Here is a 20099-nt window from a genome sequence, read left to right on the forward strand (position 1 = left end):
CACCGGTGCCAGCCCTACACCCGGGTCCGGTCGATCGGCGGCCCAGGCAGGAACGAAGTGACGGCCCGGGCGGGCGGCTTGGTGGGCTCGCTCACGGCTGGCCTCCAGGCTCAGCGGCGGATTCGTCCTCATCGTCGAGCAGGTCCATCAGGCTGCGCCCCCGCAACCGCTGGCCAAGGGTGGACGTCGCAGCCGGTTCCTCGGAGACTGCCTCCCGTCGGCGTCGGCGCTCGCCGTCGATCGCAGCCCGGCCCTGCTCGGCCCGCTCACGCCATCGCAACGTGACGACATTGTCGACCTCACCGCCTTGGCGTGGCACAAACGGTGCCACCTCGTCGGCGCAGGCAGGGGCAGGGGAGGGCTTCGGTCGGTCGGCTGCCGCCGCTGTGGCCTGGGCCTCTTCGCGGGCGTGCTCGGTTCGCTGGGCCTTGGTCATACGGGTGGGCCATTGGTCCACGGGGACATTGCTCCCGATCAAGTCCAGCAACAGGGGCAGCAGATCTTTGTCGGACTTCGGCTTCAGCCCCTGATTGCGCAGCTCGCGCATTACCTGCCGTACACGGGCGTCACTGAACGCGGGCATTCGGCCCTCGTCCGGAAGGCCCACCCAACGCAACTGATGCCATTCATGAGTGAGCGGATCTTGGAAGAAAACGAAACATGGATCACGTGGATCCCGGTGGAACACGTACTTGTTCTTCGCCGCCCCGCCCCGGCCAGACGGACGGAAACGCCACTCGTTCAGTGCCTCCCCGTCGTACCAGAGAGTTCTGATTTTTACGCCGCGTCGGCCGTGAATCATCACCCGATGAGTAGGAAGCAATTGGTAGTACAACTCTGCCGGCGGGATCTGCAGTGCAAAGCCGCCCTGGGCCATGGACGCGGCGAACAGGGTATTCGGACTGTGATCACCAGCAGGATCCCAACTGGGTGCGTAGGAACCGAACCTGCGGTTCTGCCAGATCCTGACGACCCAGGTGGCAATCAAGTGCTCCATCTCCGCCACGGTGATGCATGCGTCACTTTCCGGATCGATGCCGCGATCTGAGCTGTCGACGCCCTGGTAGCCCGGAAGAACCCGGAACAGCAGGGACTGGATCGCGCCGAAGGCTCGCTCCACCGCCTGCTTGTCGGTCGGCCGCAGCACCCGACTCGGCCGGATCGTCGCGCCGATCACCCGCTGAACCTCGATCAGGTGGTGATTCTTGTACACCGAGCCGTGGTCGGTGGTCACGGTCTCCGGGGCGAAGAACGGTAGCCCAGCGACCTTGCCATCAGTGAATTCCGCGATCACGCTGCCGGGGACCCCGGGATAGGCCCACTCCATCTCCTCGCCCCAGTCCGGGCGCATGGGCAGCGGCATCATGACGTCCCGCAAGATCATGGCGACGTCTACTGAGGTGTCCGAGACCAACGTGAGTCGGAAAGCCACGATCGAATGCGTGTATACGTCCAGAGCCAGCGTCAGATGCACTGACACCGGGTCGCCAAAGACCTGCTCACGGACTTTGACCGGGAGTACCGTCGTGTCGAGCGCCACTACTTGCCCGGGCCGACTGACCACCACGTGCCTACCTGTCGCCACCGCTTGAGCCCGTGCAGCTGAAACGGCATAGCGCTGACGGGCTCCGGTTGATCCGAACCACTCCTTCCACACGACCCGGAGGGTTTCGTAACTGGGTACCGGCTCGTCCTTCCCGAACTCCTCGCGTACGTACTGATGGATCAGCCGTTCACGGTCTTTTGCTGTCAGCTTGGAGCGGTGCAGGGTCTCGTGGCGTACCGCAAAGATCGCCTCACGTACCGCGGCTGAGATCTGACGGCCGGTCGCCTCCCGCAGCCACCGGTCGTCCGCACATCCCACCGGCCCGAAGCGGCGGCGGTCCAGATCCCAGCGGATCAGAGTGCGGTAGCTGACCTTGTCCAAGCAGTGGGCGGCGGCCAGATCCGGGTTGCGTATCGTGTCCTGCCGCAGCTCCCGCACCTTGGCATGACGGCGCTCGGTCAACGTGGTGGAGTTCGGATCGTATTGCGGCTTCGGCTCTCCGGGGAGCGCGTTCAGCGGATCACCGCTGCGAAACCCGGTCTCCACCTCCCGCAAATGGTCCACCCGCAACATCACGAGTGGCCGCTTGCTCGGCGGCAGATCGAGAACGCCCTTTGGCTGCCGCCCGCGGCTGGCGGCCGGCAGGTCCTTCCTCGTTCGTGTCGACGGCCTGATGTTCGGATGGTGCATCAACTGCCGCACCGACGTCTTCCAAGCCTCATGCTCGGGCCGGATCAGCACCACCTTTCCGACTTGGGGTTGAAATGCCTCCACTGTCCACGGCACGCCGTTCACGACGAACTCGTTTCCCGGCGAGAGGTCCCAGGCAACCGCAGCGGTCACTGTCACCAACTCCCACTCGCCAGGCGGCGAGAGAGGGATAGGCGGATCGTGCTCGCGTCGGTCAGAGGGCCAGAAATCCGCAGGCCCAATTGGCGATGCCACAACAGATGGATCGCATGAGCCCGGGCAACGGCTTCCAGGCTGCAGCGCCTTACCAGGGTCCCGAACGGCTGTGGACCGTCTTCTGCCGCCAGAAGCAGCTGCTCCTGTAGCCGCAGTGGGTCGGTCAAGGCCTTCGTCCGGCGGACAGCGTATCGATCAGGCCTACTACATGGTCGTGCCAACCAGCAACCACCGCGTAGTTCCGCCCAGCAACCAGGGCGACCTCGGCCGCAGCGGCGAACTTGACCTCGTCCTCAGGTTCTATCCGTGCTGAAGGCCGCACATCGATGAGCCACGGCGTGTCGTCGGTCAGCAGAAGATAGTCCGGGATGTGCTCGACGCTGCCGTTGACGCTCTGGAAGCGCAGACGGAACGGTTGAGTCAGCGCCTCCACAAGAGATCCTGAGAAGTCAGCTGCCAGAAGGAGGAGTTCCTCCTCGAAACTCTCGAAACCGTGGTGACGGTCGGTACTGACCAGATATCCAAGGCCGGGGCGATGCCACTGATCGGTACGCCAAGTGAAGCGGCGCACAGGAACACTTGAGAGCACGTCGACCTCGCCCAGGTTCCTGACGGTGCAACCGACGAGCGTCCGTCCGAAACGCCACGCCGTAGTCCACCGGGCAGTCCAGTCCGACGGCATGGCCAGTTGACTGACGGCGTCAGCTGAGATGGCATGCATTCGGGCGAGATCGCGCAATGTCGATGTGTCCGACCAGGGGACAGTAGCGCTCGATGCGCCAGCTGGCGAGTGATCGAGCAGCGGGGGCTGGGGAGCCACGTCTCCGCCTTACATGCCAAGAGTGCGATGGAAATTACGAAGATCATCTTAAGGGCCTCTGGATCTTCGTAACGCCGCCTCATCGCACCGGGATACCAGGGGTGCGCCTCCCACGGTCATCATGCAGCACCCTTGCTGGGCGGTCTCAGGGAGATGTCCCGAGGTGCTGAGCCCCCCACTGATCAAGTCCAGCAAAGGCTGACGGTCCAACCAGGGGGCGCGTAGGCCGGAGGTGAGTCGCCATATGGCAGTGATCTGAGCGGGGAAGAGCGGAGGCCTCCGCGACACGCTCACCCGAGCAGCGTCGTCGGCAGATAGAAGACCGCCGCCCCGTTTTCGAGGGAGTGATCCAGCGGCCCTCTGGGAAGGATGCCGACGTGACGTCGTGGTTGGGGATGGGCCATTGGAGGCAACCGGAGGAGGAAGGGGCGTCGTCGGTGCAGGCAGGGAGGCCTTCGAATCTGTACCGATGTGCCAAGAATCCTCGGCAGACAGCTCCCCATACTGCTGAAGGTGGTTGGCAAAAGTGCAGGTCAGCGTAGTGCTCCGGAGACACCTAGCGTCTGTGGTCACACCTGCAAGGGTGACGGAGATCCAGGCAGGTGACCCCGGGCTCTTCGGACCGTCCTCGGTGACCTGGCAGATGCACGGCGACCCGATGATGTGGGTCGCCGGAGTCCGCGCGCTGTACCTTCAGGCGCTGCATCCCCGGGCGGTGCGCGGCGTCATGCAGAACTCCGACTTCCGGCGCGATGCCTGGGGCCGGCTGATGCGCACCGCCAACTTCGTCGGCACCATCACCTACGGCACCACCGAGGCCGCCGAGCGGGCCGGCGCCCGCGTGCGCAAGATCCACACCATGCTGTCGGCGACCGACCCGGACACGGGGGAGCGGTACGGCGTCGACGAACCCGAACTGCTGCTGTGGGTGCACTGCGCCGAGATCGACTCCTATCTGCAGGTCGCGCGCCGCTCCGGATTCCCGCTCACCGACGCGCAGGCCGACCGCTACATCGGCGAACAGCGCGCCAGTGCCCGCCTGGTGGGCCTCGACCCCGACGCCGTACCGGCCGACCAGGAGGAGATGGCCGCCTACTTCGAGAAGGTGCGGCCCGAACTCGCCGTCGGACCCGAGGCACGCGAAGTGGACGACTTCCTGCTCCGCCCGCCGACGCACCCCCTGCTCGTCCCCGCGCGCGAGGTGCTGTGGCGGCGCGTGGCCCGACTGGCGTACGCCGCCCTGCCGCCGTACGCCCACGAGCTGTACGGCCGACCCACCCCGAAACCGGCCACCGTCACCCTGCAACTGCGTGCCACAGGCAACATGCTTCGCTGCATTCCCGCACGTCTGCGCTGGCAACTCCCGCCCAAACACATCCTGCGCGCCATGTCACGGCTCGGCCCCGGCTCCCGCCCGGCACCGTACAAACTCGGACGATAGCTCGCCATACTGGACGAGCCAGGGGTGGCCGGGACGAAAAGTTACGGGGGCGATCGCAGCAGATGGGGGACAGCAGGCTGATCCAGGGCCGGTACCGGCTGCTCGACCTGATCGGGCGGGGCGGCATGGGCGAGGTGTGGCGATCGCGCGACGAGTCGCTCGGTCGGCATGTCGCCGTCAAGTGCCTCAAGCCCCTCGGTCCGCACCACGACCAGTCCTTCACCCGCGTGCTCAGGGAACGCTTCCGCCGCGAGGCCCGCGTGGCCGCCGCCCTCCAGCACCGCGGGATCACCGTCGTGCACGACTTCGGCGAGTCCGACGGCATCCTCTACCTGGTGATGGAACTCCTGGAGGGCCGCAACCTCTCCCAGCTCCTCGAGGACAACAAGCACCACCCGCTGCCGGTCGGCGACGTCGTCGAGATCGCCGACCAGGTCGCCTCCGCCCTCGCCTACACCCACCAGCAGGGCATCGTGCACCGCGACCTGAAGCCCGCCAACATCATGCGGCTGGCCGACGGCACGGTGAAGATCTGCGACTTCGGCATCGCCCGCCTCGGCCACGACATCGGCTTCACCTCGCGCCTCACCGGCACCGGCATCGCCATGGGCACCCCGCACTACATGTCGCCGGAGCAGATCGGCGGCTCGGAGGTCGACCAGCGCAGCGACCTGTACTCGCTGGGCTGCGTCCTGTACGAGATCGCCACCGGGGTCCCGCCGTTCGACCTCGACGACGCCTGGGCGATCCTCGTCGGCCACCGCGACACCCCGCCCCGCCCGCCGCGCAGCCGGCGGGCCGAACTCCCCGAATACCTCGAGAAGATCATCCTGGACCTGCTGGCCAAGCTCCCCGAGCAGCGCCCGCACGACGCCCGCGAGTTGGGCCGCCGTATCACTGCGGGCCGGACGACACCGGTGTACGTACCGACCGTCGTGACCCCGCAGTCGGCTCTGACCCCGCAGCCGGCACTCCGACCGCCGGAGCAGGTGCCCTCCCGCGAGCCCCGTCTGCCCTCCTGGACGCGCGGCATGACCACCGGTCACAAGGCCACCGGCGCCGGTCTCGGCACCACACCACCGGACGCCGGAGCGGGCCTCACCGGCGAATGGATTCCCCGGCCCGCGGGCGGTACGAGCGAGGACCCCGTCCCCGGCCGGTCACCCGCCCCCTCCGCGGAGACCCTCGCCGCCCTCGCCGGACGGCACAACGCCGGGCTCAGCCTGGGACGCCTCGGTCGCTGGGCGGAGGCCGGCGAGGTGCACCGCGCGGTCGCCGCCGAACGCGCCCATCTGCTCGGCCCCGAGCACCCCGACACCCTCGCCAGCCGCTACGAGGTCGCCTTCACCCTCAGCCGCACCGGCCGCGCCGCCGACGCCCTGCAGGAGTACAAGTTCGTGGCCGCGGCGCGAACCCGCGCCCTGGGCGCCGACCACCCCGACACGCTCGCCGCCCGGCAGGAAATGGCGTACGTGCTGGGCCAGTTGGGCCGCCACTTCGACGCCCACCAGGTGTACACCTCCGTGCTCGCCGCCCGGGAGCGCGGCATGGGCCCCGACCACCCCGACACCCTGCGCTGTCGCCACAACCTCGCCTTCAACCTCAGCAGACTCGGCCGCCTGGAGGACTCGTACCGCATGGCCTGCGACGTGGCCGCCGCCCGCGCCCGAGTGCTCGGCCCCGAGCACCCCGACACCCTCGTCACCCGCTACGAGGTCGCCTACGCCCTGGGCCAGCTGGGCCGCTGGCCGGAGGCCCTGCAGACCTACCGCGAGGTTGCCGAGGCCCGCGCCCGGGCCCTCGGCCCCGACCACGCCGACACCCTCGCCGCACGCTACGAGGTCGGCATCAGCCTCGGCCGCCTCGGCCGCAGCGCCGAGGCCCTCACCCTCTACCGCGACCTGATCGAGGACCGCACCCGCGTCCAGGGCCCCACCCACCCCGAGACCCTGCGCGCCCGCCACGGCCTCGGCGTCAACCTCGGCCGTCTGGGCCGCTGGGAGGAGGCCCTCGCCGAGTCCCGCGACGTCTGCGCGATCCGCGAGCGGGTGCTGGGCCCCGAGCACCCCGACACCCTGGTCAGCCGCCGCGAGGTCGCCGTCGGCCTCGGCTGGCTGGGCCGCTGGTCCGACGCCCTGACCGAATACCGCCGCGTGGCCGCCGCCCGCGAACGCGTCCTGGGCCCCGACCACCCCGACACCCTCGCCAGCCGCAACGACGAGGCCCACTGCCTGGAACAGCTGGGCCGCGGAGCCGAGGCCGTGGAGCTGTACCGCCGGGTGGCGGTACTGCGCCAGCAGCGCGCATCGGGCGGGCGCTGAGGCGCGTCGGGATCTCGGGGGCGGTTGCCGACGGGCGCCTGGGCATGCCGTGGGCCTTGGTCGGCGGGGTTGCGGGTCGGTGGGTGTCGAGCGCTGTGGTGAGGGTGCCGTTCGCGGCCATGCCCGGGGCCCCGGGCGCCCCGCATGGTGGCCGGGCAACGGCGGGACAGCTCGGCCGCGGTCGCCGGGGGTCGAGCTGCATCGCTGGGTGGCGTCGGCAGCGCGCATCTCGCGGGCGGCCTTCGTCGGCCGAGTCGCGGGGCGGTGGATGAGCCGTGCACCGTGGTGTGGCTGCCCCCTGCGAACCGGTCCAAGGGCCGGCCACCGCGCGCGCCGGCCGCAACGACGTATCCCCCTTCCTGGGACAGCCCGGCCGCGCCGCCCAGGCCGTCGAGCTGTACCGCCGCGTGGCGGTGCTGTGTCGGCAGTGCGCGTCCGGTGGGTGCTGACCCCGTCGCCGTACACCCCTGGCCGTTGACGATCATCGCGTGTTACCAAGAACCATGGCTGCACACGAGGGACACCGGACATACGACGCCGTGATCGTCGGCGGGGGCCACAACGGCCTGGTCGCCGCCGCCTATCTGGCCCGGGCCGGACGGTCCGTGCTGGTACTGGAGCGGCTGGACCACACCGGAGGCGCCGCGGTCTCCACCCGGCCCTTCGCCGGCGTCGACGCACGGCTGTCGCGCTACTCCTACCTGGTCAGCCTGCTGCCGAAGAAGATCGTGCGCGATCTCGGCCTCGACTTCCGCGTCCGCGCCCGCACCATCTCCTCGTACACCCCCGTGGAACGGGACGGCCGCCCCACCGGACTTCTGGTCGGCGGCGGCGAGAAGCGCACCCGGGAGGCCTTCGCCCGGCTCACCGGCTCCGACCGCGAGTACGAGGCCTGGCAGCGCTTCTACGGCATGACCGGCCGGGTCGCCGAGCGGGTCTTCCCGACCCTCACCGAACCGCTGCCCACCCGCGACGAGCTGCGGCGCCGCATCGACGACGAGGAGGCCTGGCGCACGCTCTTCGAGGAGCCCATCGGCGCCGCGGTCGAGGACCGCTTCAGCGACGACCTCGTGCGGGGAGTCGTCCTCACCGACGCCCTCATCGGCACCTTCGCCGACGCCCACGACCCCTCACTGGCCCAGAACCGCTGCTTCCTGTACCACGTGATCGGCGGCGGCACCGGCGCCTGGGACGTCCCCGTCGGCGGCATGGGCGCCCTGACCGACGCCCTGGCCACCGCGGCCCGGAACGCGGGCGCCGTCATCGCCACCGGACACGAGGCCGTACGCATCGACACCGACGGCCGCACCGCCGAGATCACCTACCGCACGGCCGACGGGGAAGGCGTTGCAGCCGCCCGGCACGTCCTCGTGGGCGCCTCCCCGCAGGCCCTCGCCGAACTCACCGGTGACACGCCCCCGGCCCCCGCCGAGGGCGCCCAGCTCAAGGTGAACATGCTCCTCAAGCGGCTGCCGAGGCTGCGTGACAGCTCCGTCGACCCACGCGAGGCGTTCTCCGGCACCTTCCACATCGCCGAGGGCTACCAGCAACTCGCCGCCGCCCACGCCCAGGCCGCCTCCGGACAGCTCCCCGCCGCGCCGCCCTCGGAGATCTACTGCCACTCCCTCACAGACCCGACGATCCTCGGCCCCGACCTCGTCGACCAGGGCTACCAGACCCTCACCCTCTTCGGCCTGCACACACCCGCCCGGCTCTTCGCCCGCGACAACGACTCCGTACGCGAAGAACTCCTGAAGTCCACCCTCGCCGGGCTCGACGCCCACCTCGCCGAGCCCCTCGCCGACTGCCTGGCCACCGACGCCGAGGGCCGCCCCTGCATCGAGGCGAAGACCCCGCTCGACCTGGAGCGCGACCTGCGCCTGCCCGGCGGCAACATCTTCCACCGCGAACTCGCCTGGCCCTACGCCCAGGACGGCACGGGCCGCTGGGGTGTGGAGACCCGGCACGAGAACGTGCTGCTGTGCGGAGCGGGCGCGGTGCGGGGTGGGGGAGTGAGCGGGGTGCCGGGGCACAACGCCGCCATGGCGGTGTTGGAAGCGACCGGCGAGTGAACGGCTCGGCGCGGGACTTCTACGACTCGCTCGCCGCCGACTACCACCGCATCTTCCCGGACTGGGACGCGAGCATGGCCCGCCAGGCCGCGGCCCTGGACACCCTCGTCGGCCGTGAACTCGGCACCGGGCCGCGCAAGTTGCTCGACTGCGCCTGCGGCATCGGCACCCAGGCGATCGGGCTCGCACGCGCCGGCCACCAGGTCGTCGGCAGCGACCTGAGCCCCGTCGCCGCCGCGCGGGCCGCGGTCGAGGCCGCGGCCCGTGGCGCCGCCCTGCCCACCCTGGCGGCGGACATGCGCCAACTCCCTTTCGCGCCGGGCGTCTTCGACGTGGTCGTGTGCGCCGACAACTCCCTCGCCCACCTGCTGTCGGCGCCGGATGTGGCGGCTGCCCTGCGCGAGATGCGACGAGTGCTGACGGACGACGGCCTGCTCCTGCTCACACTCCGGGACTACGACGACCTCCGCCGAACCCGGCCCGCCTCCACACCGTCCCAGGTCTCGCGCGGCTCGAACGGCCGGTCGATCACTTTCCAGCTGTGGCACTGGCACGACGACGGCGAACATTACGACCAGGAGTACTTCCAACTCGTGCCGGAAAGCGGGGGTTGGGAGGTGCGGGTCCGCCGCATCACCTCCTGGGCTCTCACTCGCAGCGAGGTGACCGAAGCCGCGACAGCGGCCGGCTTCGCCGACGTCACATGGCACATGGCGGACACCAGTGGTTTCTATCAACCCGTCCTGACTGCAAGGTCGTCGGCACCGACGCCCCATTGATCAACATCAGGCGTCGGGGTCGACTTCGGGGTGGGTGAACCGCACGGGCTTGCCCAGCGACCGGGCGTAGGCGATTTCGGCTCGGGTGCTGTCTCCGATGTAGTCGCCGACTACGAGCACCTCATCAGCGAGCCGGATCTTCGCGCGGTGCAGATCGTCGAGTCGAACCTTCAGCGCCTCGGCCTCGACAGGATCGGACCAGAGTTCGTGCGGCGTTCGCGTCGGCGAGTTCCTCCTTGGGGGTGCGGATCTGCTCGTCAGGGGCGGCTGTGAACGCCGATGCCGCCGGAGACGGTGAGATTGTCGCCGGTGATGTAGCCGGCGGCGTCCGAGGCGAGGAAGGCCACGGCTTCGGCGATGTCGGCGGGAGCGCCGACGCGGCCGAGCGGGATGTCCCGGGCCCAGGTGTCGATCATTTCCTGGGAGATGCCCATCCTGCTGAAGGCAGGGGTGTTGATCAGTCCTGGGCTGACGGCGTTGACGCGGATGCGGCGGGGGGCGAGTTCGAGCGCGAGGGACCGTATGAGGGGCAACAGTGCTCCCTTGGCGGCTGTCGTGGCGGCTCCGACCCCCTCGCCGGCGCCCACGGTGATCACGACCGAGGCGCCCTCGCTGAGGAGCGGGAGCGCCTTTTGCAGTGTGAAGAAGGTGCCCTTGACGTTGATGTCGAAGAGCGCGTCGAAGGCGTCTTCGTCGGTTGACTCGATCGGGCCGGGGCGGGAGATGCCCGCGTTGAGGAAGAGCAGGTCAAGGGAGCCCAAGTGCCGGCGTGCCTGGTCCATCGCATGGTCGATGTCAGGCAGGGACCGGGCCTCGGCCCGGACGACCAGGACCTCTTCGGGAAGTTCGGCGGTGGCGACACTGCCGACGCCGGTGACCATGACGCGGTAGCCGCGAGAGTGGAGCAGTTCAGCGGTCGTCTTGCCGATGCCGCTGGTTCCGCCGGTGATCAAGGCTGCAGGTGCAGACATGATGCGTTCCTTCCTTGGCGTGCTCTGGGAGGTAGGGGTGATCGGCGAGTGGTCCGGCCCGTGGAGTGTCGGCCCGTGCCTCGGCGACCATGTTTGGCAGCGTACGCCTACTTGGCAGTGACTGCCAGACCTCGTGTGGGTGTCTGCCTGGCAGTGCTGGGCTAACCTGGTGGGATGAAGCAGGAAGCCAAGGCAACGGCGGGCGCTCCGACCACGCTGTGGGACCGGACACGGCAACTGGCCTCCCAGGAGATCCTTGAGACGTCTCTGCGCCTGTTCACCGAGCAGGGCTACGACGAGACGACCATCGCCCAGATCGCCCGAGAGGCCGGCGTTTCCCAGCGCACCCTCTTTCGCTACTTCGGCACCAAGGAAGACCTGCTCGGCGGCGACCAGAACCGGTTCGGGCAGGTCCTGACGGACACGATCAGCGAACAGCCCGCCGAAGTCGGCATCTGGGAGGCGCTGCGCGCGGGGATCGCCGCGGTGCTGTCACTGCACGACAGCCGCGAACAGGCCCTGAAGCGGTTCCGTCTCCTGCACAACACCGCCTCGCTGCGTGCCGGTTGGCTCGAAAAGCGGCTGCGGTTCCAGGAGGACCTGCTGCCGCTCGTCCAGGCGCGCATGGACGTCGCCGGCGGCAGCGCGGATGTGAGGGCCCGCGCGGTGATCGCGACGGCGTTCGCGTGCCTCGATGCCGCATCGATGACGTGGGTCGCGAACGACGGCAAGGGCGACATCATGGACCTGTACGACAAGTGCCTGGCCGCAGTGCGGGGCTGACCCCCACCACACGCCCTCCGGGAACCTCCATCCGGGGCGAAGGACCGCCCCACGGTGTCAACAAGACGCTCGCGGCTCGGGCACCGGGCGGCCGGTGCGCCGGCTGCGGCTTCCGGGAGACCGGCTCCTCCTGCCGCAGGACCGGTGCCCCAGTGTTGCCCCGGCTCGCAGCCGCGTTGGTGTGCCGCCGCCTCAGTCCTAAGGGACTGTTAGGACTTCGTTCCCGATGTTGAGTGGCCCCGCGCCGGCGTCGACTCTGTGAGCTCCCGGGCCGCAGACAAGGGAGTTCCGATGGCCACACAGAGCATGAGCGAGCGCGCGCGGAAGCCGCGTGGTGACGAACGCAGGGTCGTCAGCAACATCCTGCGCGGATCGATCGGCAACCTGATCGAGTGGTACGACTGGTACGCCTACACCGCGTTCAGCGTCTACTTCGCCGCCGTCTTCTTCCCTTCCGGCGACCAGACCGCCCAACTGCTGAACACCGCCGCGGTGTTCGCCGTCGGCTTTTTGATGCGGCCCATCGGCGGCTGGGTGCTCGGCCGCTACGCCGACCGCCATGGCCGGCGTGCGGCCCTGACCTTGTCGGTGACCCTCATGGCCGCCGGTTCGCTGATCGTCGCACTGACCCCGTCGTACGGCTCGATCGGGGCCCTCGCGCCGGTGCTGCTGGTGACCGCGCGGCTGCTGCAGGGCCTCTCGGTCGGCGGTGAGTACTCGACCTCGGCCACCTATATGTCCGAGGTGGCCTCGCCCGGCCGCCGCGGCTACTACTCCAGCTTCCAGTACGTCACCCTCATCGCCGGCCAGCTGACGGCCCTGGGCCTGCAGATCATCCTGCAGCAGGTGCTCAGCACCGCCCAACTGGAAGCCTGGGGCTGGCGGATCGCGTTCGTCGTCGGCGCCGCGGGAGCGGTCGTCGTGCTCTGGCTGCGGCGCGGCATGGACGAGTCGGAGAGCTTCGAGCGCGCCGCCGCCGGGGGTGAGGAGAAGGAGAGTGGTGGCCCGGCGCGGGGCAGCGTGCGGCTGCTGCTGTCGTACCCGCGCCAGTGCCTGACCGTCGCCGGGCTGACCATGGGCGGCACGCTGTTCTTCTACACGTACACCACGTATCTGCAGAAGTTCATGGTCAACACCAGCGGTATCGCCAAGCCGACGGCGGCCTGGATCAACTTCTTCGCGCTGCTCGTGTTCGTCGTGCTCCAGCCGGCCGTCGGTCTGCTGTCCGACCGGCTGGGGCGCCGCCCGATGCTGATCGCCTTCGGGGTGCTGGGCGCCGCCGTGGTGGTGCCCTCGCTCACCCTCCTTTCCCACACCAGCGATCCCGTGTACGCGTTCGTGCTCATGGTCGTGCCGCTGGCCGTCAGCTCGCTCTACACCTCGATCAGCGCGGTGGTGAAGGCCGAGCTGTTCCCGACCTCGATCCGGGCGCTCGGTGTCGGCCTGCCCTACGCGCTGACCGTGGCCGTGTTCGGCGGGAGCGCCGAGTACGTCGCCCTGTGGTTCAAGAACGCCGGGCACGAGAGCTGGTACTTCTACTACGTCACCGCCTGCGTTCTGATCTCGCTGCTCGTCTACATTCGGATGCGCGAGACGTCGGACGGATCGCCGCTGGACGAGGATGTCTCCCGGTCGTAGGGCCGACGGGACCAAAGGAGGTGAACCGTGCGCGTGCTGCTGGCCGAGGACGACGACGGAGTGGCCGGTGCGCTGACCGAAGTCCTTTACGAGCACGGTCACCTGCCCACCCGGGTGCGGCGCGGCGAGGAGGTCCTGGTCCGGCACCGCCAGGCCGACCTCCTGCTGCTCGACCTCGGTCTGCCCGATCTCGACGGCCTGGAGGTGCTGCGCAAGCTGCGCACCCTGAGCGGCCTTCCGGTCGTGGTCCTCACCGCGCGGGGGGACGAGCGGTCGGTGGTGCGCGGTCTGCGGCTGGGCGCCGACGACTACCTGGTCAAGCCGGTACGGCTGGCCGAACTGCTGGCCCGTATCGAGGCCGTCACCCGCCGCGCCACGACACCGGCCGTTCCGGCGCCGCGCACGGTCCGTGCCGCCGACGTCGAGGTCGACCTGGACGCGCGCCGGGTGACGGTCGGCGGCGCCGAGGTGCGGCTGACCACCAAGGAGTTCGCGGTCCTCGCCGCGCTGGCGGCCCGGCCCGGTACCGCGGTCAGCCGTCAGCAGCTGATGGACGAGGTGTGGGGGGACGCCTACCTCGCCGTGTCCCGCTCGCTCGACGTCCACCTCACCCAGCTGCGGGCCAAACTCGGCCGCCCCGAGGTGCTGACCACCATCCGGGGCTTCGGCTACCGGTTCGGCGGTTGAGCCGGCCGGGCCCTGCCATGCGTACCCGGGTACTGACCGTCGTCCTGGCCTTCGCCGTGCTCGCGGTGGCCGGCTTCGCCCTGCCGCTGCTGGGCGTGACGGCGTCCCAGCGCACCCAGCAGCTCGTCGCGGCGCGCACCGCCGATCTCGACCGCTTCGCCTCGCTGGCCGAACAGGCCGCCGAGGGCGGCGACACCGGCGTGCTGACCGCCGAGGTGACCCGCTACACGCAGCTGTACGGCGAGGCGGTGGTGGTCGTCGACGCCCGCCGCGCCCCGGTGGTGCAGACGGGCGGCATGCGTGCGGCCGACCCCGCCGTCGCCCGCCTGGTCGACGCGGCGCTGCGCAACCAGCGCGTCTCGCCCGGCGGCACGCTGCGCCCCTGGTCCCATGGCGCGCAGATGCTGGCTCGCCCGGTCGGCACGGGCACCCGGGTGTCCGGGGCCGTCGTCCTGCGCGCCTCGGTCCGGGCCGCCGCCGCCGACATCGCCCTGCGCTGGGCGCTGGTCCTCGCGGGCGCGTGCCTGTTCGCCGTGGCCTGCGTGCTGCTCGCCCGCGCCGCCACCCGGTGGGTCGTACGCCCCCTGCACCGCCTCGACCGTGCGGTCGGAGCGCTGGCGGCCGGGCTGCCGGCCGAGCACGCACGGACCGGCGGACCCCCGGAACTGCGCCAACTGGCCACCGGCTTCAACCGCATGGCCGACGCAGTGACCACGGCACTGGAACAGCAGCGCCGCCTGGTGGCCGACACCTCGCACCAGTTGCGCAATCCGCTCGCCGCACTGCGCCTGCGCATCGACTCGCTCCAGCCCCGCCTGCCCGCCTCCGCCACCCGCACCTACAGCGGAGTCACGGCCGAACTCGAACGCATGGAGCAGCTCCTCGACGACCTGCTGGCGCTCGCGAACGCCGAACACCGCGCCGGTGAACTGTCCGTCACGGACGGGCGGGGAACATGCTGCGACGCGACAGCGGTCGCTGCGGCCCAGGCCCGGCTGTGGCAACCGGTGGCCCAACAGGGCGGAGTCAGCCTGGAGTTCGCCCCCGGCCCGACCGTCCTCATGCCCTGCGCGGAGGGCGAACTCGCCCAGGTGGCCGACATCCTCCTCGACAACGCGATCAAGTACGCCGGCGACGGCGCCCGAGTCGAGACGCGCTGCTTCACCCAGGGCGCGGACGCGGTGTTCGAGGTACGCGACGACGGGCCGGGCCTGACCGACGGGGAATTCGTCCGGGCGGGCACCCGCTTCTGGCGCTCGGAGCGCCACCGTGAGGTACGCGGCAGCGGCCTCGGCCTGGCGATCGCCGGGCAACTGGTCCGCGGTCGCGGCGGACGCGTCGAGTTCGCGGCGGCCGAACCGCGCGGCCTGCTGGTCCGGGTCGTGCTCCCCAACGAGCGGAACGGGGCCACGACATGACCGCAGAGCAGGCGAACGGCATACCCGAGGCGCAGGCACACGGCCGCACCGCCCGCCGCACCGCTCTGCGGGCCGCGCTCGGCACGGCATGCACCGGATTGCTGGCAGGCGCCGCGGCAGCCGACGCACGGCACGCCGACCGTGGCGCGGAAGGTGTGGTGCGCATCGCGACCGGCGAGGCGGACGGCTTCTACGCGGCCTTCGGCCGACTGCTCGGCGGGCAGGTCACGGCGGTCTTTCCCCGGCTGTCCTGTCAGGTGATCCAGAGCGAGGGAAGTGTCGCCAACGTACGGCTGCTCGAGGCACGGCGGACCGAGGTGGCGCTGGCCCTGGCCGACATCGCGTGGGCCGCGTACGGCGGCTCCGTACCGTTCGGCCGCCGTGTCCCGCTGCGCGCGATCGGCCGGGTCTACGAGAACTACATCCAGCTCGCCGTGCGCGCCGACGCGAGCGTCCGCAGCGTCGCCGAGCTGGCGGGGCGCACCGTCTCACTGGGCGCGCCCGCATCCGGCGGTGCGGTGCTCGGCGACCGGCTGCTGCGCGCGGCGGGCCTCGTCCCGGGCACCGACGTACAGGTCCGCCACCTGCTGATGCCGCAGGCGGCACGCGCGATGCGGGACGGCGACGTCGACGCCCTGTTGGTCGCAGGTGGCGTCCCCCTGCCCGTGCTGACCCGCCTCGACACGCGCCCCGGCGTCCGCCTCCTGCCGCTGGCCCACCTGCTGTCCCGGCTGCGCACCGGTCCGGGCCGGGCCGGCTCGGGGCTGGAAGCGGTGACGGTGCCGGCGGGGGCGTACCGGGGAACGCCCGAGGTGGCCACCATCGGCGTGGCCAACCTGCTCCTGTGCCGCCCCGACCTGCCCGAGCCCATCGCCGCCGCCCTCACCCACGTACTGGTCCAGCGGGCCACGCGCCTCGTTCCCGCCACGGCGCTCGGCACCCAGTTCCTCGACGTCCGCAGCCTGATCTCCACCGGCGTGGTTCCCCTGCACCCCGGGGCCGTCGCCGCCTATCGGGAACTGCACGGTTAGCGCGTCGCGACGGGCAGCGGGAGTGCCGGCCCCGAGGGGCTGTTGATCATGAGTGTGTGAGTGAGATCTCGTTGTCCGTGAACAGCGGATCTGCCTAGTCTCCGGGGGTCCGTCCCGGGCGGCCTTCGCCGCCGGAACGCCGAGTCCTGCGACACACGTCAGCGGTCCGCCCAGGACAGCTCACCTCGCAGGCGCCGTCGAGGAAGCCCCCACCATGCGCCACTCCCTGTCTCCTGCCCGCCTGGGCACAGCCGGAGCAGCAGCCGCGCTGTTGCTCCTGCCGTTGGCCCCCCAGGCCTTCGCGGCCCCCTCCGTCACTCAGGACAGCGTGACGCCGACCACCATGACCGCGGGTGTCGCCGCGTCGGCCAAGCTGACCGTGCACTCCTCCAGCTGCTTCACGGCCAAGACCCTCGGTGTCGGCGTCCGGGACGCGGCCGGAAAGAACCTGGACTTCCCAGGGAACGCCTCGAATGTCCGGATATGCCCGAGCGGTGTGAAGTTCACCAGCGGCTCGCGCACGCTGCCTGCCGGCACCTACACGATCTTCGGCTTCTGGCAGGAGTCCGGCGGGGCCTGGCACAACCTGCCCTCGCACAAGCTGACCGTCAACAAGGCCTCGACCGCGACATCGTCCGGCAGCGGCTCGCCGGTCTCCGGCCAGTCCGTGGTCTGGTCCGACGACTTCTCGAGCAGCATCGCCTGGGGCTCGAAGTGGGTCGGCGACAACAGTTCGTCCTACGCCTACGGCGACCACAACCCGGACGACAACAAGCTCGACTGGCTGGACCAGAGCAAGGTCACCACCTCCGGCGGCGTCGCGACCTTCACCGCCCAGCCCTCCTCGCACACCCTGGAGAACGGCAAGCAGGCCTGGAACACGGGCCTGCTCACCACCGAGGGCTCCAGCGGCGGCTTCCAGGTGAAGACCGGAGACTACGCCGAGACCCGGGTCAAACTGCCTTCCGGCTCCGGCGCCTGGCCGGCCCTGTGGACCTGGAAGGACGGCAACGGCGAGATCGACTCCTTCGAGTACCATCCGGACAACCCGAACCTGCTGGAGCTGACCAACCACGTCACCTCCGGCTCCGACTACTACACCGACGCCGCGGCGGTCGCGCCCGGCCAGTGGGTCACCATCGGCACCCACTACGGCGCGAGCTCGGTGGACTGGTACGTCAACGGCAAGAAGGTCTACTCCGACGGCCACGGCGTGGGCAGCGACTTCTCCGCGTACCTGATCCTCAACCTGTCGGTGAGCGCCGGCGAGTACCACCCCGCTCCCTCCGGCTCGACGCCGCTGACCATGCAGGCGGACTACGTGAAGGTCTACCGCTGATCAGCAGTCGACGGACAGGGTGAACCCCGTACGGTCGTTGCGCGGATCGCGGTCGTCGACGCTCACCACCTGGAGGTGCCCCCCGGCCTTGGCGCCGGGGGGCACCGCCGCGTCCACCCGCACCGGAACCAGCGCGGTGGCCGTCCTCAGCCGGGCCAGACCCGGCCCGAAGGTGCAGCGCACCAGGCGGCCGCCGGCCTCGGCGCGGCAGCCCTCGGGGAAGTACGGCCCCTCGGCGGTGAAGCCCGACGGCAGCCTCACGACCACGGCGAACGGCGACGCGGTCTGCTCCGGCCCCCTGTTGGCGACGAAGGCGTGCACCACGGTACGGCCGCCGGGCGGCGCGGCCGCCGGGTCGAGCCGGACCACCTCCAGGTCGGAGTCCGAGGGCGCGGCCGTCACACCGGCCACGCACACCACCGCCACACCCACCGCGAGGGCGGTCCTCACCCTTCTGGCCATCCGGCGCCTCCCACGTTCCGTGCGCTGATCAACACTCACGGTAGCGGGGAGGCGGGGGAATCCCGGTGAGCACGCTATGGCGATGCGTGTGGGGCGAGGGGCGCCGTCAGTCGGCCGACTGACCCCATCCCGCCGCGACGATCCGCGCCGAGTCCGCCGGACGTGCCTCGTCGAACAGGACGGCGTCCGGCGTCTCGACGCGGATTCCGTCGACGTATGCACCCCGGCCGACGTAGAGCTTGTCGGTGGTGTACCGCCAGCGCAGGGTCAGCAGCGGGTGCGCCGGGAGGTCGGCTGCCATCCGGTGCCAGACGCGGCCCGACCAGCCGGTGACCGAGCCCGACGGGTGCTCCTGCGGGTTCTCGCCGTGCCGCCGGGTCGTGAAGGTGAGCGGCTGCCAGGTCGTGCCGCCGTCCGTCGTGGCCTCCAGGACGAGGATGTCCGACGCGGGTTCGGTGTCCCACCACAGGGCGGAGGCCAGTCGTGCTGTGCCGTCCGTCGTGTCGAGCGGGGGCAGTGTGAGCGTGGCGGTCGTGGCGTTCGCCATGCCCGAAAACCACGCCTTACGTCCGCGAGCCGGCCGTACGGGTACGGCGCGTGCCAGGTTGTTGCCGGCCGCTAGCCGGGGAGCGGAGCCGGAGCGCCAACTGCGCACCGGGTGGACCGAGTTGCCGAGCACGACGAGGAAGGAGTCGGTGGTCGGGTCGAGCACCAGGGAGGTGCCGGTGAAACCGGTGTGCCCGGCGGTGCGCGGGGTGGCCATGGCGCCCATGTACCAGTGCTGGTAGAGCTCGAACCCGAGGCCGTGCTCGTGGCCGGGAAACGTGGTGTTGAAGTCGGTGAACATCAGCTCCACCGACTTCGGCCGCAGGATGCGCGTCCGGCCGTAGCAGCCGCCGTTGAGCAGCGTCCGTGCGAGCACGGCCAGGTCCCAGGCGCATGAGAACACCCCGGCGTGTCCGGCGACCCCGCCGAGGCTGTAGGCGTTCTCGTCGTGCACCTCGCCCCACACGAGCCCTCGCTCCAGGCCCGACCAGGGCCCGCGTTGGTCCTCCGTGGCGGCGATCTTCGGCTTCCAGGAAGCGGGCGGGTTGTAGCGGGTGCGGTCGAGGCCGAGCGGCCCGGTGATCCCCTCGTGCAGGAGGGAGTCGAGCGTGCCGCCCGTGATCCTTTCCAGGACCAGCTGGAGCGAGATCAGATTCAGGTCGGAGTAGAGGTACTTGGTGCCGGGGGGATTGACCGGGGCTTCGTCGAGGACGAGTTGAAGTCTCGCCTCGTGGGTCGGCGCCTTGTACAGCGGGATCCAGTCACGGAATCCCGAGGTGTGGGTGAGGAGCTGCCGGATCGTGATGTCCTGCTTGCCCGCCGCACCGAACTCCGGGAGGTACGAGGCGACCCTCCCCTCCAGCTCCAGTGCGCCCCGTTCCAGTTGCTGCACCGCCAGCAGCGAGGTGAACAGCTTGGACACCGAGGCCAGGTCGAAGACGGTGTCCTCCGCCATGGGGATCTGCCGGGCAGGCGGGAACTCCACACCGGTGTCGGTCTTCTCGTCGTACGCCGCATAGCGCACCGCCATCCCGAGGGGCCGGTGCAGCGCCACGGTGCCGCCCCGCCCGGCGAGCAGCACGGCGCCCGCGTACCAGGGGTGCTTGGGGGAGGGGCCGAGGAACGCCTCGGCATCCAAGACCAGTTGACGCAGATGGGCGGGGAGCAGGCCGGCGCGTTCCGCGCTGCCGTGGCGCAGGGTGGGGTGGTGCCCGGAGGTCGTGGCCGCCGCGGCCGGTCCCGCGGGGAAGGGGGCGACGGTCAGGGCGCCGCCCAGGGCCAGGGCGGCTCGTCCGATCTGGCGCCGCGTCGGCATCCGGCGGTCGCTCGCATCTCTTTC

15 protein-coding genes and 1 pseudogene are annotated in these 20099 nt (G+C 70.5%); 10 read left to right on the top strand and 6 right to left on the bottom strand.

The features are described 5' to 3' along the window. Positions 1-91: 91 nt before the first annotated feature. Both ABT254_RS29880 and ABT254_RS29885 read right to left on the bottom strand, forming a co-directional pair. A complete protein-coding gene (locus ABT254_RS29880; RefSeq protein ID WP_351476575.1) occupies positions 92-2395 on the bottom strand; it encodes a transposase in 2304 nt (767 codons plus the stop codon). Between the two features lie 220 nt (positions 2396-2615). After that, complete coding sequence (locus tag ABT254_RS29885; RefSeq protein WP_351476578.1) at positions 2616-3191, bottom strand: hypothetical protein; 576 nt, start codon at positions 3189-3191, stop codon at positions 2616-2618. A 724-nt stretch (positions 3192-3915) separates the two neighbouring features. Here ABT254_RS29885 and ABT254_RS29890 point away from each other — a divergent pair. From ABT254_RS29890 to ABT254_RS29905, 4 genes are all read left to right on the top strand, one after another. Then, entirely contained in the window at positions 3916-4713 is a 798-nt protein-coding gene (locus ABT254_RS29890; protein WP_351476789.1) for an oxygenase MpaB family protein, read from the top strand. A 62-nt stretch (positions 4714-4775) separates the two neighbouring features. After that, complete coding sequence (locus tag ABT254_RS29895) at positions 4776-7034, top strand: serine/threonine-protein kinase (RefSeq protein ID WP_351476581.1); 2259 nt, start codon at positions 4776-4778, stop codon at positions 7032-7034. A gap of 503 nt (positions 7035-7537) precedes the next feature. Further along, positions 7538-9106: a phytoene desaturase family protein gene (locus ABT254_RS29900; RefSeq protein ID WP_351476584.1), complete on the top strand. Its 1569-nt coding sequence runs from the start codon at positions 7538-7540 to the stop codon at positions 9104-9106. After that, positions 9103-9885, top strand: a complete 783-nt coding sequence (locus ABT254_RS29905; RefSeq protein WP_351476586.1) for a class I SAM-dependent methyltransferase — start codon at positions 9103-9105, stop codon at positions 9883-9885. The genes ABT254_RS29900 and ABT254_RS29905 overlap by 4 nt, the downstream gene beginning before the upstream one ends. Before the next feature lie 6 nt (positions 9886-9891). Here the strand turns inward: ABT254_RS29905 and ABT254_RS29910 are convergent. Next, positions 9892-10104 (bottom strand): annotated as a pseudogene (locus ABT254_RS29910) (hypothetical protein); the annotation flags it as partial. A gap of 38 nt (positions 10105-10142) precedes the next feature. Further along, entirely contained in the window at positions 10143-10856 is a 714-nt protein-coding gene (locus ABT254_RS29915) for an SDR family NAD(P)-dependent oxidoreductase (RefSeq protein ID WP_351476588.1), read from the bottom strand. Positions 10857-11030: 174 nt separating this feature from the next. Between ABT254_RS29915 and ABT254_RS29920 the strand changes: the two genes are divergently transcribed. The 6 genes from ABT254_RS29920 to ABT254_RS29945 all read left to right on the top strand — a co-directional run bounded on the left by ABT254_RS29920 (position 11031) and on the right by ABT254_RS29945 (position 17752). Further along, positions 11031-11639, top strand: coding sequence for a TetR/AcrR family transcriptional regulator (locus ABT254_RS29920; RefSeq protein ID WP_351476590.1), 609 nt, complete (start codon positions 11031-11033; stop codon positions 11637-11639). A gap of 291 nt (positions 11640-11930) precedes the next feature. Continuing rightward, positions 11931-13277: an MFS transporter gene (locus ABT254_RS29925; RefSeq protein WP_351476593.1), complete on the top strand. Its 1347-nt coding sequence runs from the start codon at positions 11931-11933 to the stop codon at positions 13275-13277. A gap of 27 nt (positions 13278-13304) precedes the next feature. Next, positions 13305-13964: a response regulator transcription factor gene (locus ABT254_RS29930; protein ID WP_351476596.1), complete on the top strand. Its 660-nt coding sequence runs from the start codon at positions 13305-13307 to the stop codon at positions 13962-13964. A gap of 17 nt (positions 13965-13981) precedes the next feature. Further along, entirely contained in the window at positions 13982-15382 is a 1401-nt protein-coding gene (locus ABT254_RS29935) for a sensor histidine kinase (RefSeq protein ID WP_351476598.1), read from the top strand. Continuing rightward, positions 15379-16413 (top strand): TAXI family TRAP transporter solute-binding subunit, encoded by a 1035-nt coding sequence (locus ABT254_RS29940; RefSeq protein ID WP_351476601.1) that lies wholly within the window; start codon positions 15379-15381, stop codon positions 16411-16413. The genes ABT254_RS29935 and ABT254_RS29940 overlap by 4 nt, the downstream gene beginning before the upstream one ends. 214 nt (positions 16414-16627) lie before the next feature. Then, entirely contained in the window at positions 16628-17752 is a 1125-nt protein-coding gene (locus ABT254_RS29945; RefSeq protein ID WP_351476604.1) for a glycoside hydrolase family 16 protein, read from the top strand. On the opposite strand, the gene ABT254_RS29950 is transcribed toward ABT254_RS29945, so the two are convergent. Both ABT254_RS29950 and ABT254_RS29955 read right to left on the bottom strand, forming a co-directional pair. Further along, positions 17753-18214, bottom strand: a complete 462-nt coding sequence (locus ABT254_RS29950) for a hypothetical protein (RefSeq protein WP_351476607.1) — start codon at positions 18212-18214, stop codon at positions 17753-17755. A gap of 106 nt (positions 18215-18320) precedes the next feature. Next, a complete protein-coding gene (locus ABT254_RS29955) occupies positions 18321-20075 on the bottom strand; it encodes a serine hydrolase domain-containing protein (RefSeq protein ID WP_351476792.1) in 1755 nt (584 codons plus the stop codon). Positions 20076-20099 lie beyond the last annotated feature (24 nt).

The organism is Streptomyces sp. NPDC001137, from assembly GCF_040298885.1.
Classification (GTDB): Bacteria; Actinomycetota; Actinomycetes; order Streptomycetales; family Streptomycetaceae; genus Streptomyces.

Coding starts and splice junctions, on each gene's coding strand:
- ABT254_RS29900 (WP_351476584.1), top strand. CDS start 7,538: ATGGCTGCACACGAGGGACACCGGACATACGACGCCGTGATCGTCGGC.
- ABT254_RS29915 (WP_351476588.1), bottom strand. CDS start 10,856: ATGTCTGCACCTGCAGCCTTGATCACCGGCGGAACCAGCGGCATCGGC.
- ABT254_RS29920 (WP_351476590.1), top strand. CDS start 11,031: ATGAAGCAGGAAGCCAAGGCAACGGCGGGCGCTCCGACCACGCTGTGG.
- ABT254_RS29935 (WP_351476598.1), top strand. CDS start 13,982: ATGCGTACCCGGGTACTGACCGTCGTCCTGGCCTTCGCCGTGCTCGCG.
- ABT254_RS29945 (WP_351476604.1), top strand. CDS start 16,628: ATGCGCCACTCCCTGTCTCCTGCCCGCCTGGGCACAGCCGGAGCAGCA.
- ABT254_RS29925 (WP_351476593.1), top strand. CDS start 11,931: ATGGCCACACAGAGCATGAGCGAGCGCGCGCGGAAGCCGCGTGGTGAC.
- ABT254_RS29955 (WP_351476792.1), bottom strand. CDS start 20,075: ATGCCGACGCGGCGCCAGATCGGACGAGCCGCCCTGGCCCTGGGCGGC.
- ABT254_RS29950 (WP_351476607.1), bottom strand. CDS start 18,214: ATGGCCAGAAGGGTGAGGACCGCCCTCGCGGTGGGTGTGGCGGTGGTG.
- ABT254_RS29895 (WP_351476581.1), top strand. CDS start 4,776: ATGGGGGACAGCAGGCTGATCCAGGGCCGGTACCGGCTGCTCGACCTG.
- ABT254_RS29890 (WP_351476789.1), top strand. CDS start 3,916: ATGCACGGCGACCCGATGATGTGGGTCGCCGGAGTCCGCGCGCTGTAC.
- ABT254_RS29940 (WP_351476601.1), top strand. CDS start 15,379: ATGACCGCAGAGCAGGCGAACGGCATACCCGAGGCGCAGGCACACGGC.